At 71.8% G+C, this 23,694-nt stretch carries 25 protein-coding genes and 1 tRNA gene; 15 read left to right on the forward strand and 11 right to left on the reverse strand.

The features are described from left to right. Nucleotides 1-95: 95 nt before the first annotated feature. Entirely contained in the window at nucleotides 96-632 is a 537-nt protein-coding gene (locus tag HNR21_RS19570; protein WP_182706329.1) for a MarR family winged helix-turn-helix transcriptional regulator, read from the reverse strand. Nucleotides 633-802: 170 nt separating this feature from the next. Here HNR21_RS19570 and HNR21_RS19575 point away from each other — a divergent pair, with 170 nt between their 5' ends. From HNR21_RS19575 to HNR21_RS19595, 5 genes are read left to right on the forward strand one after another with little or no spacing between them, the layout of a single operon-like run. Further along, nucleotides 803-1,372 (forward strand): hypothetical protein, encoded by a 570-nt coding sequence (locus HNR21_RS19575; RefSeq protein ID WP_182706330.1) that lies wholly within the window; start codon nucleotides 803-805, stop codon nucleotides 1,370-1,372. Nucleotides 1,373-1,417: 45 nt separating this feature from the next. Further along, nucleotides 1,418-1,891 (forward strand): nuclear transport factor 2 family protein, encoded by a 474-nt coding sequence (locus tag HNR21_RS19580; RefSeq protein ID WP_182706331.1) that lies wholly within the window; start codon nucleotides 1,418-1,420, stop codon nucleotides 1,889-1,891. A 32-nt stretch (nucleotides 1,892-1,923) separates the two neighbouring features. After that, nucleotides 1,924-3,093 carry a hypothetical protein gene (locus tag HNR21_RS19585; RefSeq protein WP_182706332.1) on the forward strand — a complete coding sequence of 390 codons (1,170 nt, stop codon included), beginning with the start codon at nucleotides 1,924-1,926 and terminating at the stop codon, nucleotides 3,091-3,093. Then, complete coding sequence (locus HNR21_RS19590) at nucleotides 3,093-3,869, forward strand: SDR family oxidoreductase (RefSeq protein ID WP_182706333.1); 777 nt, start codon at nucleotides 3,093-3,095, stop codon at nucleotides 3,867-3,869. The genes HNR21_RS19585 and HNR21_RS19590 overlap by 1 nt, the downstream gene beginning before the upstream one ends. Before the next feature lie 49 nt (nucleotides 3,870-3,918). Continuing rightward, nucleotides 3,919-5,079 carry a sulfotransferase family protein gene (locus HNR21_RS19595; protein ID WP_182706334.1) on the forward strand — a complete coding sequence of 387 codons (1,161 nt, stop codon included), beginning with the start codon at nucleotides 3,919-3,921 and terminating at the stop codon, nucleotides 5,077-5,079. Between the two features lie 90 nt (nucleotides 5,080-5,169). Here the strand turns inward: HNR21_RS19595 and HNR21_RS19600 are convergent, their stop codons facing one another. Further along, a complete protein-coding gene (locus HNR21_RS19600) occupies nucleotides 5,170-5,895 on the reverse strand; it encodes an IclR family transcriptional regulator (RefSeq protein ID WP_182706335.1) in 726 nt (241 codons plus the stop codon). Nucleotides 5,896-6,123: 228 nt separating this feature from the next. On the opposite strand from HNR21_RS19600, the gene HNR21_RS19605 reads away from it, so the two are divergent. From HNR21_RS19605 to HNR21_RS19615, 3 genes are read left to right on the forward strand one after another with little or no spacing between them, the layout of a single operon-like run. Then, entirely contained in the window at nucleotides 6,124-7,524 is a 1,401-nt protein-coding gene (locus HNR21_RS19605) for a family 2B encapsulin nanocompartment shell protein (RefSeq protein WP_312881111.1), read from the forward strand. A gap of 34 nt (nucleotides 7,525-7,558) precedes the next feature. After that, nucleotides 7,559-8,596: a family 2 encapsulin nanocompartment cargo protein polyprenyl transferase gene (locus HNR21_RS19610; RefSeq protein ID WP_182706336.1), complete on the forward strand. Its 1,038-nt coding sequence runs from the start codon at nucleotides 7,559-7,561 to the stop codon at nucleotides 8,594-8,596. Between the two features lie 25 nt (nucleotides 8,597-8,621). Further along, a complete protein-coding gene (locus HNR21_RS19615; protein WP_182706337.1) occupies nucleotides 8,622-10,811 on the forward strand; it encodes a terpene synthase family protein in 2,190 nt (729 codons plus the stop codon). A gap of 55 nt (nucleotides 10,812-10,866) precedes the next feature. Here the strand turns inward: HNR21_RS19615 and HNR21_RS19620 are convergent, their stop codons facing one another. Together HNR21_RS19620 and HNR21_RS19625 are read right to left on the reverse strand one after the other, a co-directional pair. Beyond that, nucleotides 10,867-11,412, reverse strand: coding sequence for a carboxymuconolactone decarboxylase family protein (locus HNR21_RS19620; RefSeq protein ID WP_182706338.1), 546 nt, complete (start codon nucleotides 11,410-11,412; stop codon nucleotides 10,867-10,869). A 141-nt stretch (nucleotides 11,413-11,553) separates the two neighbouring features. Further along, nucleotides 11,554-12,474 (reverse strand): NADP-dependent oxidoreductase, encoded by a 921-nt coding sequence (locus HNR21_RS19625; protein WP_182706339.1) that lies wholly within the window; start codon nucleotides 12,472-12,474, stop codon nucleotides 11,554-11,556. 243 nt (nucleotides 12,475-12,717) lie between these two features. Here HNR21_RS19625 and HNR21_RS36410 point away from each other — a divergent pair, with 243 nt between their 5' ends. After that, nucleotides 12,718-14,115: a serine hydrolase gene (locus HNR21_RS36410; protein WP_220500217.1), complete on the forward strand. Its 1,398-nt coding sequence runs from the start codon at nucleotides 12,718-12,720 to the stop codon at nucleotides 14,113-14,115. Between the two features lie 48 nt (nucleotides 14,116-14,163). On the opposite strand, the gene HNR21_RS19635 is transcribed toward HNR21_RS36410, so the two are convergent. Beyond that, a complete protein-coding gene (locus tag HNR21_RS19635; protein ID WP_182706340.1) occupies nucleotides 14,164-14,763 on the reverse strand; it encodes a DUF7691 family protein in 600 nt (199 codons plus the stop codon). Between the two features lie 136 nt (nucleotides 14,764-14,899). Next, on the reverse strand, nucleotides 14,900-15,085 hold the full coding sequence (locus tag HNR21_RS19640; RefSeq protein WP_182706341.1) for a hypothetical protein: 186 nt from the start codon (nucleotides 15,083-15,085) through the stop codon (nucleotides 14,900-14,902). Between the two features lie 363 nt (nucleotides 15,086-15,448). Between HNR21_RS19640 and HNR21_RS19645 the strand changes: the two genes are divergently transcribed. Then, on the forward strand, nucleotides 15,449-16,447 hold the full coding sequence (locus HNR21_RS19645; RefSeq protein ID WP_182706342.1) for a DUF5753 domain-containing protein: 999 nt from the start codon (nucleotides 15,449-15,451) through the stop codon (nucleotides 16,445-16,447). An 87-nt stretch (nucleotides 16,448-16,534) separates the two neighbouring features. Next, a complete protein-coding gene (locus tag HNR21_RS19650; RefSeq protein ID WP_182706343.1) occupies nucleotides 16,535-17,359 on the forward strand; it encodes an SAM-dependent methyltransferase in 825 nt (274 codons plus the stop codon). A 62-nt stretch (nucleotides 17,360-17,421) separates the two neighbouring features. Here HNR21_RS19650 and HNR21_RS19655 read toward each other — a convergent pair whose 3' ends face one another. Beyond that, entirely contained in the window at nucleotides 17,422-18,453 is a 1,032-nt protein-coding gene (locus HNR21_RS19655; protein ID WP_220500218.1) for a nucleotidyl transferase AbiEii/AbiGii toxin family protein, read from the reverse strand. Between the two features lie 289 nt (nucleotides 18,454-18,742). Next, nucleotides 18,743-18,988: an SMI1/KNR4 family protein gene (locus tag HNR21_RS19660; RefSeq protein WP_182706344.1), complete on the reverse strand. Its 246-nt coding sequence runs from the start codon at nucleotides 18,986-18,988 to the stop codon at nucleotides 18,743-18,745. 342 nt (nucleotides 18,989-19,330) lie between these two features. Here HNR21_RS19660 and HNR21_RS19665 point away from each other — a divergent pair, with 342 nt between their 5' ends. Both HNR21_RS19665 and HNR21_RS19670 read left to right on the forward strand, forming a co-directional pair. Beyond that, nucleotides 19,331-20,122, forward strand: a complete 792-nt coding sequence (locus HNR21_RS19665) for an SAM-dependent methyltransferase (RefSeq protein WP_182706345.1) — start codon at nucleotides 19,331-19,333, stop codon at nucleotides 20,120-20,122. 177 nt (nucleotides 20,123-20,299) lie between these two features. Further along, nucleotides 20,300-20,665 (forward strand): tyrosine-type recombinase/integrase, encoded by a 366-nt coding sequence (locus HNR21_RS19670; RefSeq protein ID WP_376766596.1) that lies wholly within the window; start codon nucleotides 20,300-20,302, stop codon nucleotides 20,663-20,665. Between the two features lie 51 nt (nucleotides 20,666-20,716). Here the strand turns inward: HNR21_RS19670 and HNR21_RS19675 are convergent. Both HNR21_RS19675 and HNR21_RS19680 read right to left on the reverse strand, forming a co-directional pair. Next, nucleotides 20,717-20,788: transfer RNA gene (locus tag HNR21_RS19675), tRNA-Val, on the reverse strand. A gap of 75 nt (nucleotides 20,789-20,863) precedes the next feature. Further along, complete coding sequence (locus HNR21_RS19680) at nucleotides 20,864-21,493, reverse strand: alpha-ketoglutarate-dependent dioxygenase AlkB family protein (RefSeq protein ID WP_312881115.1); 630 nt, start codon at nucleotides 21,491-21,493, stop codon at nucleotides 20,864-20,866. A gap of 79 nt (nucleotides 21,494-21,572) precedes the next feature. On the opposite strand from HNR21_RS19680, the gene HNR21_RS19685 reads away from it, so the two are divergent. Both HNR21_RS19685 and HNR21_RS19690 read left to right on the forward strand, forming a co-directional pair. Beyond that, complete coding sequence (locus HNR21_RS19685) at nucleotides 21,573-22,145, forward strand: hypothetical protein (RefSeq protein WP_182706348.1); 573 nt, start codon at nucleotides 21,573-21,575, stop codon at nucleotides 22,143-22,145. A 38-nt stretch (nucleotides 22,146-22,183) separates the two neighbouring features. Next, nucleotides 22,184-22,750, forward strand: coding sequence for a copper resistance CopC family protein (locus HNR21_RS19690; protein ID WP_182706349.1), 567 nt, complete (start codon nucleotides 22,184-22,186; stop codon nucleotides 22,748-22,750). Nucleotides 22,751-22,802: 52 nt separating this feature from the next. Here the strand turns inward: HNR21_RS19690 and HNR21_RS19695 are convergent, their stop codons facing one another. Beyond that, the gene (locus tag HNR21_RS19695; protein WP_182706350.1) at nucleotides 22,803-23,675 is read right to left on the reverse strand and encodes an NAD(P)-dependent oxidoreductase; all 873 of its coding nucleotides are present in this window, start codon (nucleotides 23,673-23,675) and stop codon (nucleotides 22,803-22,805) included. Nucleotides 23,676-23,694: the final 19 nt, after the last annotated feature.

The following is a 23,694-nucleotide window of genomic DNA, read 5'->3' on the forward strand; positions in this document are numbered from 1 at the left end:
GAGCCTCCAGGGCCTTGTGGGCCTCCGGCGCGAAAGTAGTCAAATCGTTGACCAACTATCCGGCAGCCCGCGGGGGCAGGTCAAGAAGACCCCGGCTAGCGGCGTCCGCGCACGTCGAACTGGTGCCGGTCGGTGATCAGCTTGTTCAGCAGCATCACCAGGATCCGCTGCTCGGTCTCGGTGAGCACGCCCGTCCACTCCCGCTCGCGGCGGCGCTGCGCCTCGAACGTGGCGGCCATCTCCCGCCGGCCGCGCTCGGTCAGCGACAGCAGCACCGCCCGCCGGTCCCGCTCGTCGTGGGCCCGCTCCAGCAGCCCCTCGGCGACCAGCGGCTTGCTCAGCGCGGACACCGCCGCCCGGCTCATCCCGGTCAGCTCGGCCGCCCGCTTGGCCTCCAGCGGCCCGGCCAGCCAGGTGACGAACAGCAGCCGGAACGCCGACCACGACCGCCCCCGCGGCCGGTGCACGGCGGCCTCCAGGTCGTAGGTGACGATGTCGGAGGCCCGGTTGAGGGTCAGCAGCACCTGGGTGGCCAGCCCGTCGCCGAACCCGTGCTCGCGCAGCCGCCGCCCCGCCAGCTCGATGAACGACCAGAAGTCCAGCCCGGGGCCGTCCGCCTCGTCCTCGGCCATGCCGCCACCCTAGCGCCGCACGGGGGCAAAGTGATCAAAACTTGAACCATCTCGCCCGGCGGCCCGCCGCGATCGGCGCGCCCCGGCTCCGGCCGCCTCGCCGGTCTCCGGAATCAGACCGTTATGTCCGTTCCGGTGAGCGGAGGCCGGCTTCTGCCATCATTCCGGCCGTGGAGATCGACGAGGTCCGTGACCTGATGGGGGAGTATTCCGCACGGCTGGGGATCCCGGAGCCGCAGGTGTGCGAGGGCCGGGTCGCTCCGAGGAATCCGACGGGCCTTGAGCCCCGGCGGCGGCGCCGGAGGATGGAACTGGTCGTCGGGCAGAGGTTCGCCGAGCTGGAGCGGCCGGATCAGGAGGCCTTGCTCGCCTGTGCGGTCGCGGCCTGCGCGCTGGTTCCCGCCGTCCGGCGGCGCACCAGCGTCTACGGGATCGTCCTCGCGGTGTCGCTGATCGCGGCCGACATCGCACTCGGAATCGAAATGCCGATCCTCCTTTGGCTGCCCTGCTATCTGGTGTTGTATTTCGGCGGATATTATTTCGGGGTCATCTTCTTCCTGCGCTCCCTCTGCTATCGCGTGGACCACATGGTGGCGTACTTCTTCGGGTGGGCCATGCTGGACGCCTTGCTGGAGTACGAGCGGGAGAACCCCGACACGAGATGGTTGGTGCGGCTGGTGAGCCCGAGCAGGGAACGGCGGATGGCCCGGCTGGACCGCCTCCGCGCGACCGCTGGGTAGAACGCGTTCTTGCCAAGCGTTCCGTGGTGGAGCACGCTGGGGCGCATGGATCTGGTGACGATCGAGGAGATCCGGCAGGCCAAGTACCGGTACCTGCGCTGCCTGGACCTCAAGCTGTGGGACGAGTTCGCCGACGCGTTCACCGAGGACGCCGTGGCCGAGTACGACACCCCGGTGCTCGGCGAGCCGCTGCGGCTGGCCGGACGGGACGCGATCGTCGCGTACATGCGCGAGCACCTGGGGCCGCAGACCATCACCTCCCACCTGGTGAGCCACCCGGAGATCGAGGTCGACGGCGACGACGCCCGGGGGAGCTGGTGCCTGGAGGACACCGTCATCGTCAAGGAGCACCGGCTGCTCATCCGGGGCGCCGCCTACTACCGCGACACCTACCGGCGGTGCCCGGACGGGCGCTGGCGGGTCGGCTCCACCGGGCACCGGCGGACCTACGAGTACACCGTGTCGTTCGACGACCTGCCGAGCCTGCGGCTGACCGCCGACCCGTGGAACACCCGTTGACCACCGCCTAGAACACGTTCTACTCTCGGCCGGTGGTCACACAGTCGTTCGCCGCGGCGCTCGCCGAGGCAGAGCAGATCATCCGGTCCGCGCCGCACGCGCGGACCGAGCGGGATCTGGCCGAGGGGCTGGACTACCTGGCCGGCAGCATCAAGGCGTCGCTGCACCTGGCCTGGGCCTACGAACGGGATTTCCCGTTCTTCGTCGCCTCGACCGGGCCGTACGCCAAACTCGGGCTGGACAATCCCGACACGCTGTATTTCCACGCCTACATCCGCGACGACGCCGAATACGTCGTCACCGGACGCCGCGGCACCACCGCGGACCTCAGTTTCCAGGTGCTCAACGGCGACTATTCACCGGCCCGGTCGCCCGACAGCCTGGCGGCGTTCGACGACCGCGACATCGAGATCGCCCCGGACGGCTCCTACGAACTGCGGTTCGGCCCGCCGAGACCGGACGCCGGCCCCAACCACTTCGCCCTCGGCGAGGGCTCGGCGATGCTGATCGCCCGCGAGGTCTACAGCGACTGGCAGAGCGAGCGGCGCGGCGAGATCCGCATCCACCGCGCCGACACCCTCGGCTCCGCCCCGCCGCCCGTCGCCCCGGACAAGATCGCCAAGCGGTACGACGTGGCCGGGCGGATCCTGCTGACCCGGCTGCGCACGTTCCTGGCGTTCCCCGAGTGGCACTACCTGTCGCTGCCGGTCAACACCATGACCGAGCCGCGGCGCACCCCCGGCGGCCTGGCCACCCAGTACTCCTCGGTCGGCCACTACGACCTCGACGACGACCAGGTCATGGTGATCACGGTGCCCGCCTCGGACGCCCCCTACCAGGGCTTCCAGCTCGGCAGCATGTGGTACGTCTCGCTGGACTACATCAACCACCAGACCAGCCTCACCCGCGACCAGGCCCGCGTCGACCCCGACGGGATGATCCGCCTGGTGGTCAGCGAGCGCGACCCCGGGCTGGCCAACTGGATCGAACGCACCGGCCACCGCCGCGGCATCCTGCAGATCCGCTGGCAGCGCCTGTCCCGCGAGCTCAACGCCGGCGACGGCCCGACGGTCGAGATCATGCCGTTCGACGAACTGCCGCGGCGGCTGCCCCACCACGACCGGCAGCGCGTCACCCCGGACCAGTGGCGGGAGCGCATCGCCGCCCGCCAGACCGCCGTCGCCCAGAGGATGCTGGGCTGATGCTGCTGCGCGACCGGGTCATCGTGATCTCCGGCGTCGGCCCCGGCCTGGGCCGCGGCCTGGCCCTGCAGTGCGCGCGGGCCGGGGCGGACGTGGTGCTGGCCGCCCGCACCCGCGAACGGCTCGACGCGGTCGCCGAGGAGGTCGCCGGCCTCGGCCGCCGTGCGGTGACCGTCCCGGCCGACATCACCGACGACGACGCCTGCCGGGAACTGGCCCGCATCGCGGTGGAGACCTGCGGGCGGGTGGACGGCCTGGTCAACAACGCGTTCGCCGTCCCCCCGCTGACCGACCTGGGCACCGTCGACCTCGACGCCGTCCGCGCCGGGTTCGAGACGAACGTGCTCGGCGCGCTGCGGCTGACCCGGCTGCTGACCCCCGCGCTGGTCGAGCACGGCGGCTCCGTCGTGATGATCAACTCGGCGGTGCTGCGGCACTCCCGCCGCACGTTCGGGGCGTACAAGATGGCCAAGTCCGCGCTGCTGGCGATGGCGCAGAGCCTGGCCACCGAACTCGGCCCGCGCGGCGTCCGGGTCAACACCGTCGCCCCCGGCTACATCTGGGCCGACAACCTCAAGTGGTACTTCGGCCACCTGGCCCGCGAACGCGGCGTTCCCGCCCGGCAGATCTACGACGAGACCGCCGCCGCCCTCGACCTGCGCAGGCTGCCCGAGCCCGACGAGATCGCCGACGCCGTGGTGTTCCTGCTGTCCCCGATGGCCCGCGCGATCACCGGGCAGTGCCTGGACGTCAACGGCGGCGAGTACCACCACTGACCCTGTCGGCCTGGGGACGCCCCCAGACCCCCGGAAGAGAGGCCAGGCGATGAGCCCAGGGCGCACCGGCGTCGGCACCGTCGAGGACCTGCACGCCTCCGCCAGCAAGATCACCGGCCTGACCGACTTCGGCGGCGACGAACATCTCGACGGGCTGGCGGTGCTGCTGGACTCCTACGCCCGGGAGGCCGGGCTCACCCCCGCGGGCGCCAAGGCCGCCCGCGCCATGCTGCGGGGCGCGCTGGCCGCCCGGCTGATGTCCGAGGCGGCCTGGAAGCGGCATCCCGAGCACGCCGCCGTTCCCGTCGAACGCCCGATCTTCGTCACCGGCCTGCCCCGCACCGGCACCACCGCCCTGCATCGGCTGCTGGTCGCCGACCCCGCCCACCAGGGCCTGGAGGTGTGGCTGGCCGAGGTGCCGCAGCCGCGCCCGCCCCGCGACACCTGGGCGGACGACCCGGTGTTCCAGGCCGTCCAGGCCGGCTACGAAAGACACCACGTCGCGCACCCCGAGTTCATGGGCGTGCACTACATGTCCGCCGACATGGTCGAGGAATGCTGGCAACTGCTGCGCCAGTCGATGCGCTCGATCTCCTTCGAGTGCCTGGCCCACGTGCCGGCCTACTCCGCCTGGCTGGCCGGCCAGGACTGGGTCCCCGCGTACCGGCGGCACCGCCGCAACCTCCAGCTGATCGGCCTGAACGACCCCGGCCGCCGCTGGGTGCTCAAGAACCCCAGCCACCTGTTCGCCCTCGACGCCCTCCTGGCCGTCTACCCCGACGCGCTGATCATCCAGACCCACCGGTCCCCGCGCAGCGCGATGGCGTCCATGTGCAGCCTCGCCGCCCACGCCACCGCGGGCTGGTCGGAGACGTTCACCGGCGAGGTCATCGGCCGCGACCAGCTCGCCCTGTGGAGCCGGGGCCTTGCGGCGTTCCGGGCCGAACACGCCAGGCACGACCCGGCCCGCTTCTTCGACGTGCACTACGACGACTTCGTCCGCGACCCCGTCGGGACCGTCGAGGCCGTCTACGCCCACTTCGGCCTGCCGTTCACCGACGCCGCCCGCACCGCGATGACCCGGCTCCACGAGGAGAGCCGCCAGGGCGAGGGGCGCCCCGCCCACCGCTACGCCCTGGAGGACTTCGGCCTCACCCCCGAGGAGGTCGACGAACGCTTCGCCGGCTACCTGCCGGACAGCGCCCGCTGACACCTGCTTCGTCCGAGGGGCCTCTCGGACCGGAAGGCGGTCAGGCGATCCGCGGTCGCCCGACCTGCCTCCAGGCCCCGAAAGGGCGGGTCAGGGCAGCGCGGCGCGGTGCCGCCGCAGCGTCAGCCGGGCCTCCAGCGCGGTACGCCGCAACAGCCCCTCCGCGCCGGGATCGATCAGCCTCCCGGGCCTCCCGGCCAGCCCCAGCGCCACCATCCCCCGATCCGGCCGGGCCGCCACCGGCACCGCGACCTCGGCGGGACCGCCGGACGGGCCCCCGCCGAGGAACGCGATCCCGTCCCGGCGGATCCGCAGCAGCTCCGGCTCCGGCTCGCCCGGACCCGGCCGGTAGGCCAGCAGCAGACGGCCCAGCGCCGTCCGCGCGGCCGGAACCCGCGCGGCCCGGTGCGGGGCCTGGTCCGCCATGCTCCGCGGGTACAGCGACACCAGGTGCACCACGCTGTCCCCGTCCAGGACGGCCAGGCTCGCCGGCAGCCGGGTCGCCTCGTACAGCTCGGTGACATGCGGGGTGAGCAGGTGGCGCAGCGCGTCCCGGTGGGCCGTCTCCGCGCCGTCCGACCACCGCCTGACGGCCTCGCCGAGCACGTAACCGGCCGGGGTGCGGCGCACCGCGCCCTGCGCCTGCAACGCCGCCAGCAGCCGGTGCACGGTGGTCTTGGGCAGCCCGGTCCGCCGGGCGATCTCCGCCAGGCTGAGCGGCGACGGCCGGGCGCCGAGACAGCCCAGCACTGTCATCGCCCGTCCGATCGGGCCCGCCGCGTCGGCGCGCCGGGCCGTTCGCAGGGCAGCAGTCAAGGTCTCTCCCTCGGTCGATGGTCGGTCCGATTGGCCCCTCCTGCTACAGAAGGTATTCAAACGACCACGCTTGCACCGGCCGCCCGGCGGAAACTCACCGCAGCGATCGAATGACATAGCGCGACAAGCCGTTCCGTGCCGCGGAACGCCCCGTCGTCCCGGCTCGCCCCGGCTTCCTACGCTCGCGCCGACGGTTCCGACAGGCGAGTCGACAGGCGGGTGAAGATCGTGACGGAGTCTCCCGACATCAGGGTCGAGGGCGGCAGGAACAGCAGCCTCAGCACCGCGGCGGCGCGCAACCTCGCGTCGACCACCAAGTCCGTCCCGCAGATGCAGAGCATCACCTCCCGGTGGCTGCTGCGGCTGCTGCCGTGGGTGCAGGTCTCCGCCGGGACCTACCGGGTCAACCGGCGGCTGACGTACACCCTCGGGGACGGGCGGGTCACGTTCACCAACGTGGGCTCCCAGGTCCGGGTCATCCCCGCCGAGCTGGGCGAGATCCACGCCCTCAAGGGGTACGGCGACGCCGCCGTGCTGGAGGCGCTGGCCGACCGGTTCGAGCAGCACGAGCACGGGCCCGGCGAGGTGATCGTCGAGGCCGGCGCCCCGGTGGACCGGCTGCTGCTGATCGCGCACGGCCGGGTCAGCAAGGTCGGCCGCGGCAAGTACGACGAGGAGATCGTGCTGGGCCGGCTGGCCGACGGCGACCACCTCGGCGCCGACGCGCTCCTGGACGAGCCCGGCGCCTGGGACTTCACCGCCCGGACCGAGACCCGCTGCACGGTGCTGTCGCTGCCCGTCGCGGAGTTCCGCGCGCTGGTGGACGACTCCGAGACGCTGCGCGAGCACCTCGCCGGGGTGCGGCCCGCCGCCGAGGTCCCCACCAACAAGTACGGCGAGGCCGAGATCGCGCTGGCCTCCGGGCACACCGGCGAGCCCGTCATCGAGGGCACCTTCGTCGACTACGAGCTGACCCCGCGCGAGTACGAGCTGAGCGTCGCGCAGACCGTGCTGCGGGTCCACACCCGCGTCGCCGACCTCTACAACGAGCCGATGAACCAGGTCGAGCAGCAGCTCCGCCTCACCGTGCACGCGCTGCGCGAGCGGCAGGAGCACGAGATGATCAACAACCCGGAGTTCGGCCTGCTGCACAACGCCGACCTGCGGCAGCGGATCTACACCCGCAGCGGCCCGCCCACCCCCGACGACCTGGACGAGCTGCTGTCCCGGCGGCGCAGCACCCACCTGATCTTCGCGCACCCGCGCGCCATCGCCGCGTTCGGCCGCGAGTGCAACGCCCGCGGCCTGTACCCGGACTCGGTGGAGGTGGGCGGCAAGCCGATGCCGGCCTGGCGCGGCGTGCCGATCCTGCCCTGCAACAAGATCCCGATCACCCCGGAGGGCACCAGCTCGATCATCGCCATGCGGGTCGGCGAGGACGACCAGGGCGTCGTCGGCCTGCACCAGGTCGGGATCCCCGACGAGATCGAGCCGGGCCTGTCGGTGCGGTTCATGGGCATCGACGACCAGGCCGTCATCAAGTACCTGGTCAGCGCGTACTTCTCGGCGGCGGTGCTGGTGCCCGACGCGCTGGGCGTCCTGGAGGACGTGGTGGTCTTCGCGTCCTGAGCACGCCTGATCCGCGTCCGGAGAGGAATCTGGGATGGCGATGACGCAAGGCGCCGACGGCCGCTCCGCCGAGGAGCTGCTGTCCTGGGCCCGCGAGCTGGTCGACCCCGGCCTGCGGGCCGCGGTGGACACCCTCCCGGCCCCGGTCCGGCGGATCGCCGGATGGCACTTCGGCTGGTGGGACGAGCACGGCCGGCCCGCCGGCGCCGACCCCGGCAAGGCGCTGCGGCCCGCGCTGGCGCTGCTGTCGGCGCAGGCCGCGGGCGGCGCCGCCGAGGCCGCGCTGCCCGCCGCGGTCGCCGTGGAGCTGGTGCACAACTTCTCCCTGCTGCACGACGACGTGATGGACGGCGACGACACCCGCCGGCACCGGCCCACCGCCTGGCGGGTGTTCGGCGTCAGCCCCGCCATCCTGGCCGGCGACGCGCTGCTGGCCCTGGCCGGCGACGTGCTGGCGGTGCCCGGCAACCCCGACCTGACCGGCACCCAGCGGATGCTGGCCGGGACCGTGCAGCAACTGGTGGCCGGGCAGCTGGCCGACCTGGTGATGGAGGAACGCCACGACGTCACCGTCCGCGAGTGCCTCGGCATGGCCGAGGGCAAGACCGCCGCCCTGCTGGCCTGCTCGTGCGCCCTCGGCGCGGCGTTCGCCGGGGCGGACCGCGACCGGGCCGAGGCGCTGCGCGGATTCGGGGCCCGGCTGGGGCTGGCCTTCCAGATCGCCGACGACCTGCTGGGGATCTGGGGCGACCCGGCGGTCACCGGCAAGCCCGTGCACGCCGACCTGCGCAACCGCAAGAAGTCCCTGCCGGTGGTGGTGGCGCTGCGCTCGGAGACGACGGCGGGGCGGGAGCTGGTCGACCTGTACCGGCGGCCCGCCCCGCTGACCGAGCCGGAGGTGCGGCACGCCGTGGAGCTGCTGGAACGGTCGGGCGCCCCCGCCTGGTGCACCGACCACGCCGAGACCCTGCTCGCGGACGGGCTGCGGCTGCTGGGCTCGGCCGGACTCCACGACCCCGCCGCCGGGGAGCTGGCGGCGCTGGCCCGCCTGGCCGCCCGACGAGACCGCTGACCGAGACCGCCCGGAGGAACGACCGATGCGGCCACCCTTCGCCCTGCCCGAGTTCTACCTGTCCCATCCGGCCAGGCTCAACCCGCACGTGGAACGCGCCCGCGAGCACAGCACCGCGTGGGCCAGGCGGATGGGGATGCTGGACGCCCCCCGGCCGGGCGGCGGCGTCGTCTGGGACGAGGCGGCGCTGGCCGAGATGGACTACGCGCTGATGTGCGCCTACACCCATCCCGACTGCGACGGCCCCACCCTGGAGCTGATCACCGACTGGTACGTGTGGGTGTTCTTCTTCGACGACGACTTCCTCGAACGGTTCAAGTACTCCCGCGACCTGGCCGGCGCCAAGGCCCACCTGGACCGGCTCGAGCTGTTCATGGCCGACGACGACCGGGCCCGGCCCGAGCCGGCCAACGCCGCCGAGGCGGGCCTGGCCGACCTGTGGGAACGCACCGTCCCGTCGATGTCGCCGCAGTGGCGGCGGCGGTTCGTCACCAGCACCCACGACCTGATGGCCGAGTCGATGTGGGAGCTGGACAACATCGACCGCGGCCGGATCGCCAACCCGATCGAGTACGTGCAGATGCGCCGCCGCGTCGGGGGAGCGCCCTGGTCGGCCAACCTGGTCGAGTACGCCGTGGGCGCCGAGGTCCCCGACCGGTTCGCCGGCACCCGGCCCCTGCGGGTGCTGTGCGACGCGTTCTCCGACGCGGTGCACCTGCGCAACGACCTGTTCTCCTACCAGCGGGAGGTGCAGCAGGAAGGGGAGAACTCCAACGCGGTCCTGGTGTTCGAACGGTTCTTCGGCTGCTCCACGCAGGAGGCCGCGAACCTGGTCAACGACCTGCTGACCTCCCGCCTGGAGCAGTTCGAGCACACCGCGACCGCCGAGGTCCCCGCCCTGCTGGCCGAGCACGCCGCCTCCCCGCAGGAGCTGTACGCGGTCGCCGCGTACGTCAAGGGCCTGCAGGACTGGCAGTCCGGCGGGCACGAGTGGCACGCCCGCTCCAGCCGCTACATGAACGAGGGCGCCGCCACGGCCGTCCCGCCGGGACCGACCGGGCTGGGCACGTCGGCGGCCCGCCCGGCGCCGGCCACACCGTTCCCGGGCCTGCGCCGCCGCGCCCGGCGGCACGAGCACCGGCCGTTCGCACCCGTGGGGCACCTGCCCCTGCCGGACCTGCACATGCCCTATCCGGTGCGGACCAGCCCGCATCTGGACGCGGCCCGCTGCCACATCCTGGACTGGGCGCGCACGATGGGGATGCTCGACGAGGCGGTGTGGGACGAGGAGCGGTTCGTCGGCTTCGACCTCGCCCACTGCGCCGCCATGATCCACCCCGAGGCGGCCCCCGAACGGCTGAACCTGTCGGCCGACTGGCTGACCTGGGGAACGTACGGGGACGACTACTTCCCGGTGGTGTTCGGCACGCGCCGGGACCTGGCGGGGGCGTGGCTGTGCAACGAGCGGCTGCCGTCGTTCATGCCACTGGACCTGGGGCCGGTGCCGACGCCGGTCAACCCGCTGGAGCGGGGCCTGGCCGACCTGTGGCGGCGGACGGCGGAGCCGATGACCATGTCCGCCCGGCGGCGCTTCCGCACGGCGGTGACGGACATGACCTCGAGCTGGCTGTGGGAGCTGGCCAACCAGGCGCAGAACCGCATCCCCGACCCCGTCGACTACATCGAGATGCGCCGCCGCACGTTCGGCTCCGACATGACGATGAGCCTGGCCCGGCTGGAGCACCCGGACGTGATCCCCGAGCACGTCCACCGCACCCGCGTCATCCGCGAACTGGAGACCGCCGCCCAGGACTACGCCTGCTTCACCAACGACCTGTTCTCCTACCAGAAGGAGGTCCAGTTCGAGGGCGAGGTGCACAACCTCGTCCTGGTGGTGGAGAACTTCCTGGACATCGACCGCATCAAGGCCCGCGACATCGTCGCCGACCTGATGACCGAACGCGTCCACCAGTTCGAACGCATCATCGCCCACGACCTGCCCCGCCTGTTCGAGGAGCACGACCTGGACGCCCCCGCCCGCCGCCTGCTGTCCCGCCACGCCGAGGACCTCAAGGACTGGATGTCCGGCATCCTCGAATGGCACCGCACCTGCGTCCGCTACGGCGAACCGGAACTGAAACGCCACCACACCCCCAGCCCGCCCTTCACCCCCGCGGGCCCGGGCACCTCGGCCTTCCGCCCACCGAGGCCATGACGAGGCAGCACATACAGCGGCCGCCGGGGAGACTCGCTCCCCGGCGGCCCGGAGCTCAGACCCGGAACACCCGCATCTGCAGCGCCAGCGTCGCGTAGTAGCCCACCAGCGTCGTCAGCTCGAACACCGCCTCCCGCTCCAGCGGCGGCACGCACGACGCCCAGGTCCCGTCGTCCACGTCCCCCGCCACCATCGCCCGCGTCAACCGGAGCGCGGCGGCCTCGTACGGGTCCTCCAGCTTCAGCGGCGCCCCCTCGGCGATCGCCGCCATCTCCCTGTCGGTCAGCCCGACCGTCCGCCCCACGGCCTCGTGCGCATGCCGCTCGAACGCGCTGTCCCAGGCCGCCGCGACCACCAGGATCGCCATCTCCCGCACCCGGTCGCTCAGGCCGCTCTCGTACCGGACGGCCGCCCCCAGCCGCTGCAACGCGTCCCCCACCCGCGGCGACAGCAGGAACTCGTTGAACGGCCCGAGCAGGACCCCTTCCTCCGACACCAGCCGGAACGGCCCCTTGGCGCGAGGACCTGCGGCGACGGCCCGGTAGAGTTCCAGCCGTTCCCCGTCCAGCTCCTCGGGCCTGAACGCACGCTGCCGTGTCATCTGCACACCCCATTCCCGTACCGATGTCAGCCGTACCGGCCGCCACAGAAGCCAGGCGGACGCGTCCCGGAGATGCGGATCCTCCCTCGCCCTCGCACGAGATCGCCCCCGGGCCCTGCCCGGGGGCGTCGCGGAACGGCGTCAGCCGACGGACAGGACGATCTTGCCCCGGGTACGGCCGGTCTGGTTGAGCCGCCAGGCCTCCGCCGCCTCCTCGAGGGGCAGCACCCGTTCGACGTGCACCTTCAGCCGGCCCGCGTCCGCGAGGTTCGCCAGCTCGGTCAGCCCGGCCGAGTCGGGCCGCACCCACACGTAATGTCCGCCCCACTCGGCCGTCCCCGGATCGACGATGGACGCCACCCGCTCGACCTGGGACACGACCTCCCGCGAGACGTCGGCGGTCCCGCCCACGAAGTCCAGCACCGCATCGACCCCGCCGGGCGCCGCCTCCCTGACCCGTTCGACCAGCCCGTCCCCGTAGGCCACCGGCTCCGCGCCCAGCCCCCGCAGGAACTCGTGGTTGTGCTCACCGGCCGTCCCGATCACCCGCGCGCCCCGCGCGACCGCGATCTGCACCGCCAGCGAGCCCACACCGCCCGCCGCCGCGTGCACCAGCACCGTGTCGCCCTCACCGGCCCGGACCCGGTCCAGCGCCTGCAACGCGGTCAGCCCGGCCAGCGGCAGCCCGGCCGCCTCCTCCCAGCTCATCGCGGCGGGCTTGCGGGCCAGCATCCGCACGCTCGCGGCCACGTACTCCGCGTACGTCCCGAGCTGGACCATGTCCTTGCGGGCGTACCCCATGACCTCGTCGCCCACGGCGAACTCGGGAACGTCGAGCCCGACCGCCTCGACCACCCCGGCGACGTCCCACCCCGGGATCAGCGGCCACCGGACCTCCATCATCGCGTCCAGCCGCCCGGCCGCCAGCTTCCAGTCCACCGGATTGACCCCGGCCGCCCGCACCCGGATCAGCACCTCCCCGGGCGCGACCTTCGGCTCCGGACGCTCGGTCACCCGCAGCTCGTCGGGCCCCCCGTACTGCTCCAACGTGATCGCCTTCATGTCGGCATGTTCTACCCCGTCCCCGCGCCGTGCAGCGCCGCCCGGGGAGCGCGACCGGTACGGACCGGGAACGTCGTGTCCGGTAGCGGCCACCAGGTGATCTTCCCGCGGTGGCCGCTCGTTCTCTTCATGACGGCCACGGGAGATCTGCGCCGGTCCCCGCCAGGGGACGAGATCGTGGCCGGAACGAGCCGGGCCGTGGCGTGCGGCACGTGTCCGGGAACTACGGGGAAGGGGCGTCACGTGCGCAAACGGCTTCATGGCGCGGTCGGCCTGCTGGCCGTCGGCGGCCTGCTCGGAACCTTCGTCCCACCGGCCGGGGCCGAGGAGACCGGCCGGAACCGGCTGGCCGAGCGGTTGCGGGAGGCGATGAACGAGGTCCGGTTCCAGGAGGTCCTGGACACCGCGCCGCCCGGCTCCGCCACGGCCCGGACGTTCGCGGGCACGGTCGACAAGGAGGCGCGCGGCCTGCAGCGGCCCGCCACGGTCGCCGACCCCCGGCCGATCGTGCAGCAGCCCCAGGTGGACGCCACCGTCATCGAACTGGACTCCCGGGGCCGCCCGCGCTCGTCCGGCACCGTGCTGATGAGCCCGCTCTACAAGGACGGCGTCATCGTCCCCGTCGACCGCGACTACTCCACCGAGTCCGTCCGCTGGCGGCAGTGGGACGACGCCGGCTGGTACGCCAACCGGGGCCAGGGCACCATCGACGTGATCCCCGGCCGCGAGAACGCCCCGATCGACCACATGCTCGCCTACCCGGCCTCGGTGCTGAAGCTGATGGTCGCGTTCGGCGTCCTCCGCCTGGTCGACCAGGGCGTCGTCGGGCTGGACGACACCTACGAGTACCGTCCGGCCGAGCCGAGCCCGCTGTGCGGCGAGGCCACCGCCAAGCCCGTCCGCCGGTACCTCGACGAGTCCCTGACCTGGTCCTCGAACGCCGCGTCCTGCGCCCTGATCAAACTGCTGCACGACCACGGCGGCATTGACCCGCTCAACCGCGCGTTCTCCGACCTCGGCCTGCAGACCCTGCGGCTCAGGGGCACCCGCCCGTCCAACGGCGGCCGCTGGTCCAACGAGATCACCATGAGCTCGCTGGACACCGCCAAGCTGCTGCTCCTGGTGGGCGGCGGTCCCGGCACCCTGTGGACCGCCCCGGACGGCACACCGGTCACCCGGAACGTCCTGAGCCCCGCCTCGCGCCGCTTCTTCGCGGACACGCTCGCCCAGCAGGGCTTCAACGACATGCTGTCCAACACCAACCGCTGCGGCGCCGCCTACCCCGCCCAGGGCATCCCGCAGCGCACCCTGTCCCGGTGGATCGGCGCGGACGGCACCGTCACCGTGAACGGCCTGTGGTTCGGCCACGACGTCCGGCCCTGTGATGCGGCCGCCGAAGTGACGTTCGCCCACAAGACCGGCTGGGTCGGCAACTCCGGCGCCGACGCCGGAATCGTCAGGGCCCTTCCCGGCAGGGGCGGCCGCCACTACATCATCGTCGTCTTCTCCAACCTGGGCACCCAGTACATCGACCCCCACCGCCCGCCCACGCCTCCCGGCGTCCACCCCGTCACCTACACCGAGAAGTTCGCCGACCTGGCCCGCATCATCGACACCTACGAAAAGAACCGCTACCGGTGACGAGCGGGCCACCCCGCCTCCCGGCGGGGCGGCCGGCGTTCCGGCCGGTCAGTGGTAGAAGCAGACCAGGTCCCGTTCGGTTTCGAGGCAGATCTCCAGCCATTCGCGGATCTGCCGGATCGCCGTCCAGGCGTCCGGGTCGCCGACGGAGTCCGGGCCGAGCGGGCCGAGGGACTCCAGGAGGCCGCGCATCTCGTCCGGCGTCGTGTGCCCGATGCAGGGGAAGTCGGTGGACGGCAGCCCGAAGGGCGTTCCGCTGAAGATCAGGGACGTGGGGTCGAAGTCGACGCCCGCGTTCTTCAGCTCCTCGTGCACCATCCCGAACCAGCCGAACCGCATGCTCCACCAGCCGTCGTTGCCGAGCGTCGAGGTGCCCTTGAGGACCCGGCACAGCAGCTTGAAGCAGTACCCGTAGACGAAGCCGATCCGCTGGTCGTACTCCTCACCCATGATCATCTGCCGCAGGGCGGTCTGCGCCGAGGTGACCTCGTCCCCGCCCAGGCCGACGTTGTCCCGCAGCCCGTCGATGTCGGCCAGCTCGTCGGCGTAGTGCGTCAGCAGCCCGTCCAGCAGCCGCCGGTCACGGGAACCGATCATCGACCGCAGGTCGTCCATCCGTACGGCGTAGGGCATGATCGCGTAGCTCATGGGCCGCCTTTCCGGGAGGGGAGCTTCGAACATCCAATCGACGCGGTCTCTCCCCGCCCGGTTCCCGGCTCGCGCAGGCTGCTCGTCCACCCTGTGGCAGGCCCCTCGGCCACCTCCGCGGCGCCTTCCGAGCCGGTCACGGAGGGTCGTCGTCCAGCCGGTCGTCCGCCCAGAAGTCCTCGAGCTGCTGGGGGCTGAGCTGCGACACCGGCACGTGCGGCAGCGTCCGCCCGGTGCGCGCGGCCCAGGTGCTGAACAGCAGCCGTGCCATCTCCCGCCAGTACGCCTCGTCCGAGTCGAACACCGGCAGCGTGGACAGCACCGGGAGCCCTCTCTGGTCGGACGCTCGCTTCCGAGGGAGATCGTGGAGCCTTCCATACCGGCACGGCGGCATTTTCCGGACATCCGGAAGATGCCGGAAGAATGATCTTCGACCGAGGGTGAGTCTCGCTTAACAATGCCGTCGAGTATGTGCACCTCCGCCGGTCGGGGCGAATGGGCTTCCGCCGGTGCCGGCCGGACGCGGTGCAGCCCGTCGATGCGGCTCGGCGACCTGTGATCGCCCGGAGGAACATCCTTGTCCGGCGGGGTCGAATTGTGCTCCGTTCCCGATGGAACGGTTCACGTTCGTCGGCCTGAGAAGCTACCCTTATCCAATCAACCCCGTGGAGGGCCGAGACGCTCAATGGACGAACGGCGCACCGCGATCCTCGCCGAGTTCCGCGAGTTCCTCGAGTCCGCAATCAGCAAGGCGAAGGTGAACTTCGCAACGGCCGAGCGGCTTTCCGGGCGGCTTCACGGGGAGATCGGCGCTCACGGGTCGCCGCTCCAGACCATCTCGAAGTCCACCTTGCACGACCATGTGCGCGGCGGGCGCCGTCAGAAGCTCCCGTCCTGGGAGTGGGTGGCCAACCTCTGGGCGTTCCTGGTCGCCGCCGCGGTGGAGAACAAGGTGGACCCGGCCAGGCTCGGCACCCTCGAGGAGTGGCAGGCGGTCTACGAAGCGGCCGAGGCCAAGCTCCGCCGACTGGGCAGGCACACCACGGACACGGAGCCGGCGTCGCTCCCCGCCTCGCTGGTCGAACCGCGCATGACCTGGTGGGGCGCCTACGCGGACGTCGTTCCGGCCTGGTTCGGGTGGTTCCTGAACCTCGAGCCTCTCGCCGGCGACATCCGATGCTACGAGGAGCTGTACGTTCCCGGGCTCCTGCAGACCGAGGAGTACGCCGAGGCGGTGGTGCGCCTGCGGCACGGCCTGGCGCCCGAGGCGGAGATCAGGCGGCGGGTCGAGCTGCGGATGCTGCGGCAGCGGCTCATGCCGCACGGGGGCCGCCGCGTATGGGCGATCATCAACGAGATGGCGCTGTGGAACCCCCTGGTCGATCGGGCCGCCATGAAGCGGCAACTGCGGCATCTGCTCGACGCCTCGGTCCGCATGCCGGTCCAGATCGTTCCGGCCGGCGCCCCGGCCTGCCGATCGGTGAGCGGGCCGATCACCGTGCTGCGGTTCAGCCACGAGGGACTGCCGGACGTCGTCTATCTGGAACAGGCCGACAGCGCGCTGTACCCGGGCGACCCGGAGGCGCGCGAGCTGTACATCAAGCAGTTCAACAGCCTGGCAATTGCAGCCTACCGGCCCAAAGAGTCGCAGGACATCATCAGGCGGCTGATCGACGAGATGTGAACGGCCGGATGTTTCTCCATGAGGGGTTGCCCGTCCCTGGAACAGGGCAGAGGATGGGCTTCCGACCCCGGCCTTCCTGGAGATCGCATGACCGACGACTACGCGTGGCAGAAAGCCGAAAACGAACTGACCGAAATCGACACCTCGGTTCCGCACTCCGCCCGGATCTGGAACTACTGGCTCGGCGGTAAGGACAACTTCCCCGTCGACCGGGTCGCCGGCGACCTGTACGTGCAGACCTTCCCCGGAATCCTCGACATCGCCCGGCTCACCCGCGGATTTCTGAAGCGGTCGGTCCGCTTTCTCGCCGAGGAGGCCGGGATCCGCCAGTTCCTCGACGTGGGCACGGGCCTGCCCACGGTCGACAACACCCACGAGGTCGCCCAGCGCGTCGCGCCCGACGCCCGGATCGTCTACGTCGACAACGACCCGCTGGTGCTCGCGCACGCGCACGCCCTGCTCACCAGCACGCCGGAAGGCGCCACCGACTACATCGACGCCGACATGCGCCGGCCCGACGCCATCCTGACGGCCGCGGCCCGCACCCTGGACCTCGACCGGCCGGTCGGGCTGACCTTCATGGGAGTGCTGGGGCACATCACCGACGACGACGAGGCCCGCTCCATCGTGGCCACCCTCATGGAGGGTCTCGCACCGGGAAGCCACCTGGCCATCTGCGACGGATACGACGTCCTTTCCCCCGAGTTCCTCAAGGCCCAGCAGAACTACGACGACGGCGGCGCGGTCCCCTACAAGCTGCGGGGCAGGGAACAACTCGAGAGCTTCTTCACCGGCCTGGAACTCCTGCCGCCCGGACTGGTCCCCGCCTCCCAGTGGCGCCCCGAGACCGAGCTCATCGGCCCGCAGCCGCAGGTACAGCCCCTGGGCGGAATCGCCGCGAAGAACGGGTGAAGGGCCATCGGCTTCGTGCTCCCGGTGAACGTGGAGTCACCTGAGGCCGTGCGGTCGGAGATTCATCGGGAGAACACGGGAGCCAGCGCCGTGTGCAACCGGCCGAGCCATTCGTCGGCCGTTCCCCGCACCCGGGGGCAGGCCACCTGGAAGGCTCGCCAGTCGACTTTCCAACGGTGAATCGAAGACGGGTCGAAGTCCGCCGACCCGGGTCCCAGAGCGCGCCGGAAGACCTTGTCCAGCAGCGGGCGCGACAGCGCCGTACGATCCGCCTCGGCCAGCAGGACCGCGTCGTACAGGTCCTTGCCCTGGCACCTTCCCTCGGTGCGCCAGTCCGTGTGCAGCCACAGCAGTTTCCAGGCCAGCGAGAGTGCCGGCCCGGCGGCCGGCACCACCGACGGCTCACCACCGTCGCCCCGTGGCACCGCCGCCGGCACCGGGGCCTCGGGAAGCCATTCGTCCCGGGCGAAATCCAACTGCACCCGCCCCGGCGGCAGCCCTTCGGCATGCCAGGGAATCATGAGCCGAACCCCCGGAGTGTCGTACATCCGGTAATAACCCCCCAGCCCGTCCCAGTCGGCGGCGGCCGGATCCACGAACACCCCGGGCGCAGCTTCCGGCCGCCGCATGAGCAACTGGATCAGTTCCCGATACGGCTCAGGCCCGGGCTCATCACCAACAGGATCGAAGACGTAGTGCAACCCCTCCGGCGGAAGCACCGGATGCAGCCCGCCGGTATCGAATTCCTCATCCCGCCATATCTCGTATGCCGCAGCCCCGTCGGCGGCCTCCGGCCACTGCTGCACCACCTCGAGGCTGTCCACATAGGGATACGGATGCAAGGCGTCCACCGGAACGACCGGCGGCGCCGGAAGCACCCAGTCCAGATCCGCAGGTTCCCGCGCCGCCTCGCCCACCCACGCCAGCATGGCCATGCTCCCCCGCAGCACCAGCCCATTCGCCCACGCCGACTCGGCCATCACCCCCAGAACATGGTTGAGCACCGCACGCCGAGCCGCCCGCCACCGCCCGACGTCCCCCGGGTCGACGAAACCCGGTTCCGTCCCATGGCCGCCCATCATCGGATCGCTCATGGCTCCGCTCCCTGTCCAGCCATGACCATCGACCCTACGAAGTCCCTGTGACATTGCCGCACAACCCTGGCGATCTCTCCGTACGGCTCCCGTGGCTGCGGAACCGGTGCGGCGACCGCCGTGGTGGGCCTGAGGCCTCGCCTGGCAGGACGTCCTGTCCCCGGAATTCCTCAAGGCCCGGCAGAATTACGACGACGGCGGCGCGGTCCCCTACAAGCCGCGGGGCGGGGAACAACTCGAGACCTTCTTCACCGCCTCGAACTCCCGCGCCCGGACCGGCCCCTGCCTCTCATCTGAGGCCGACCCGGCAGCGGCGCAACGCGTAGGTGCCGAAGTCCTCGGCCAGCCGTTCCGGGCCGCCGCGGGCTTCGGCGCCCGGATCCCACGCAACGACCGGGTACTCGCCGTCCCCGTTCTGCTCCGAGCTGTCCAGCGAGATGATGCCGCCCATACCGTCGTACTCGAAGACGAGCAGGGGCGGCGGAAAACGCTTGTCCTCGCGGGCGTCCAGGGTCTCCGCCACCGTGCCGAGCAACCGGGCGCCCCTGTGCCGGCGTGCGGTAGATGCCCAACAGCTCCACCCCACCGGCCTCGCAGCCGCCCAACTCGCCAAGAAAGAGCCGGTAGGACGGCGGGAACGTCGCCGCCAGCTCGGCCTCGGCGCATGCGATGTCCCCCTCGCCCAGCCGCCGGTGAAGCTGCACTCGCCCGGGTTGCCCCTGATCAGCGCGATGAGCTCCCGCACCGAATCGACACCGCTCATTCTCGGGGCCGACGTCCAGATCCTTTCGACGATCGCGGCTTGCGGCGGTTCCGGCGGGGCCTTATCCGGCCAACCCTCCCCAACATCCCCAGGAGAAGGTGTATGGAGTACCGCATGCCATCGGACAAGCCTGACATCGACGTCACCCAGCCCACCCCAGCCGGTGTCTACGACTACCTGCTCGGAGGCACAGACAACTACTCAGGCGACCGCCGCGCCGCCCACGCCATCCTGGACCACGTCCCCGAGATACGCTCCGATGCCCGCGCCAACCGCAACTTCCTCATACGAGTCGTCCGCCACCTCGTCAGCGCGGGCATCGAACAGTTCATCGACCTCGGCTCCGGCCTGCCCACCGCCGAGAACGTCCACGAAGTCGCCCAGGCCGCCAACCCAGACGCCCGCGTGGTGTACGTCGACTTCGACCCCAGAGTCCTCCCGCACGCACGAGCACTGCTCGGCTCCACCGAAGGCCGGACCGCCTACGTCCAGGAGGACATCCGCAACGTCTCCGACGTCCTCGAAGCCCCGGAGACGCGTCAACTGATCGACATGAGCAAGCCCGTCGGCCTCCTCGCCGCGGCGGTCCTCCATTTCATCCCCGACGAGCACGACCCGGCCGGCATCGTCGCCCGCTACGTCGAGCGGCTGCCATCGGGCAGTTACCTGGCGATCTCCTCCGGAAGCAGCTCCGGCACCCCTCCGGAGCTGCTGGCCCGCATCGACCAGGTTTTCGCCAACGCGCCCAACCCCCTGTACTTTCGGCCACGGGAGGTCATAGCCGGGTTCTTCGGCGATCTCGAACTGGTCGACCCCGGGCTGGTACATGTCAAGGACTGGCCCGTTCCCGACCCCGACACCAAAACGACCCTGGCGGCCTACGGCGGGGTCGCCCGCGTCCCCTGACGCTTACAGACCGCGACCCCCGCGGTTCACCGCCGCGAGCAGCCCGCGCCACCCGTGCACGGTGACCGTCAGTACCGGGCCGGTGGGGACGCCAAGACCGCCACGTCCAGGCGGACCCTCAAGCTCCCGCAGCGCTGCGGGAGCGCTCTGGCGGGTCTGTGGGACCACACTCGCGAGGTGCGCGCGGCTCGGCCGGATGACGGTCTGGTCTTCGCCACCCGTACCGGGGGACAGCTCAGCGCGGGCAACGTTCGTCGCAAGTTCTGTCGCGTGATCGCCCGGGCCGGTCTGGTCGCCGCAGAGTGGACCCCGCGTGAGATGCGGCATAGCTTCGTGTCGCTGCTGTCGGATCGTGGTCTTCCGCTCGAGCGCATCTCTCGCCTGGTGGGCCATAAGGGCACCGTGGTGCCGGAGAAGGCCTACCGCCATCAGATCCGGCCGGTGATCGAGGAAGGTGCCACGGCGATGGACCGCATCTTCCCCGAGGCTGCGCGGGACGCTCAGTCAGGCAGCTGGTCAGTCACTCGGCCTGGGCAACGTTAAAGGCCGGTTCCCGATGATCGGGACCGGCCTTCTGCATTGCAAAACCCTGGGTGGGCGATACTGGGTTCGAACCAGTGACCTCTTCGGTGTGAACGAAGCGCTCTCCCACTGAGCTAATCGCCCGGGACGGTCGCTCGGGGCGTGCCGTCGGAAGAAAGAGTAGCGCATCCCGGGAGGGGTTCGCGCATCGTCAGGGGGTCAGCGGACGCCTCGGGGGCGGAACTGGACGCTGATGCGGGGGCCGGTGGGGCGGGTGGTCTTGGGGACGGCGTGCTCCCAGGTGCGCTGGCAGGTGCCGCCCATGACGAGGAGGTCGCCGTGGCCGAGGGTGCGGCGGATGGGGCGGCGGTGGTCGTCTCGGGGGCGCAGGGCCAGGATGCGGGGGGTGCCCAGGGAGAGGATGGCGACCATGGTGTCCTCGGTGGCGCCTCGGCCGAGGGTGTCGCCGTGCCAGGCGACGCTGTCGCGGCCGTCGCGGTAGAGGCAGAGGCCGGCGGTGCGGAAGGGCCAGCCGGGCTCGTTCGCGTAGTGGGCGTTGAGGGTGCGGAGGGCCTCGTTCAGGGCGGGGTGGGGGAGGGGGTCGTTCTCGCCGTAGAAGGCCAGGAGGCGGGGGACGTCCACGACGCGGTCGTACATGTGGCGGCGTTCGGCGCGCCAGGGGACGGTCTCCAGCAGGTGCTCGAAGAGGCCGTCGGCGCCGGTGAACCAGCCGGGGCGCAGGTCGATCCAGGCGCGGTGGGCGAGGGGCGTGCGGTGGACCGTGTCGCCCAGCGGGCCGGGGTGGGGCTCGTCGTCGCGGGTGAGCAGGGACGCCTGGAACGCTGTCACGACGCCGAGTCTAGGACACGGGGTCGAACTCGTGTTCGACAAGGGGAGGTGCGGTCCCGGGTGGCATGATGGGACGGTCATGCCCGTACGTCCTCCCGTCCGCCTGCTGCGCGCCTCGGTCTTCGCGGCCGTGTGCGTGGCCCTGACGCTGACCGGGCACGGTACGGCGTCCGGGATCGGCGTCCCGGCCGTCGCCGCGGCGGCCGGCTGGGCGGGGGCGCTGGCGGTGGCCTGGGTGCTGTCAGGCCATGAACGTTCGCTGTCCACGATCCTCGGCGGGCTGCTGGGCGGGCAGTTCGGGCTGCACGCGCTGTTCTCGGCCGCGCAGGCGGAGCAGGAGTTCCACCCCGCCGCGCACGGCGGGCAGGCCGCGGAAGCCGCCACCGGTCCCGGGATGACGTCGGCGCATCTCGCCGCGGCCGTCGTGGCGGCGTGGTGGCTGCGCAGGGGCGAACGGCTGGCCTGGTCACTGGCCCGGCAGCTCGGCGCGTTCGCCCTGGCGGGGATCCCCGTCCTGCTGGAGCCGGTCCCGACGCCGATCCGCCGGACGCCGCCCCTCGCCCAGGCGCCGGTCCGGCCGCGGGGAACGCAGATCCGGCACTCGGTGGGCCTGCGGGGTCCGCCCTCTCGTTCGGTGCCCGTGACGATCTGACGACCCCCGGAACGAACCGAACGAGAGAAGAGGACGCGATGACGCGTGCCCGCAGACTCCTGCCCACCTTCCTGGCCGCCCTGCTGATCGGCCTGGCCCTGGCCCCGGCCGCCCAGGCGCACACCGCCCTCAAGGAGTCCTCGCCCGCCGACGGCCAGACCGTGGCGCCGCCCACGGAGATCGTGCTGACCTTCACCGACGAGGTGAACCAGACGATCGCGCCGCAGGTCGTGGTGACCGGCCCGGGCGGCGCCGAGCACCAGGGCGGCAAGGCGACCACCGAGGGCGCCGTGGTGACCCAGCCGCTGGCCGGGGCGCTGCCGCCCGGCGACTACACGGTCGGCTGGCGGGTGGTCGCCGAGGACGGCCACCCGGTCACCGGCAGCTTCGAGTTCACCGTCGAGGGCCGGGCGACCCCCTCGGCCCCGGCCACCCAGGCCGCGCCGCCGCAGGGCACCGCGCCGACGACCACCGCCGACCCGGCGGGTTCGCAGACCGGCGAGGGCGGCGGCTCCTCCTGGTGGTGGATCGGCCTGGCGGCGCTGGTGGTCGCCGCCCTGGCCGGTGGAGCGGCCATGCTCCGCAAGCGGTCGGCGAACGGCTGAGATCCCTGACGAAGGTCCCGCCGTCGCGACCGGGCGACGGCGGGACCTCCGCTCATTTGCGCAGCAGCTCGATCAGGCCCGCCAGGCTGTCGGTGCCGTGGCCCGCGGCCACCCGGCGTTCGATGAGCGACTGGATCGGCTTCAGCACGTCCGTCGGCAGCCCCTGGTCCTCGTACGCCTGGACCAGGGTGGCCAGGCCCGCCTTGTTGAGGTCCAGGCTGGACACGTCGGTGGTGTACTCGCGCCTGTCGATCTGCTCGGCGTCGTGCGGCAGGGTCGCGGCCATGGCGTTCAGCCAGGACACGATCAGCGGGGTGATCTCGGCCGCGGTGACGCCCTCCGCGTCCACCAGCGCCACCCCCTGCAGGTATCCGGCGATCTGCCCGTACATGGCCGTCAGCATCGCCAGGTCGAACAGCGCCGCCCGCCCGGCGTCCGTGCCCACGTACCTGCCGGTGGCCAGCACCCCCAGAACGGACTCGTGGTCGGTGTAGGCCCGCCGCGACCCGCTGTAGAGGATCAGCGCCTCCGGCTGCGCGATCATCTGCGGGATCGCCATGATGCCGCCGTCCAGGTAGTCGGCGCCCTGCTCGATCGCCCAGGTCGACATCCGCCGCGCCTGGTCGGGCGTGCCGCTGGTGAGGTTCACGACCGTCTTGCCGTCCAGCCCGCCGGCCACCGGCTCCAGCAGCGCCCGTACGACCGGATAGTCCAGCACGCACACGATGATCAGGTCGCTCGCGTCGATCGCCTCGGCGACCGTGGCCGCGCGCACCGCGCCCTCGGCCGCCAGGGCGTCGGCCTTGCCCGCCGAACGGTTCCACACGGTCGTCGGGTGACCGGCGTTCAGGAACGCGCGGGCCAGCGCCGCCCCCATCAGGCCCAGTCCGAGCACCGACACCGGCGTGGCGTTGTCCTTGTCCATCAGTTCTCGCCTCCGTGAT

The sequence above is a fragment of the Thermomonospora cellulosilytica genome (assembly GCF_014138835.1).
Lineage (GTDB): Bacteria > Actinomycetota > Actinomycetes > Streptosporangiales > Streptosporangiaceae > Thermomonospora > Thermomonospora amylolytica.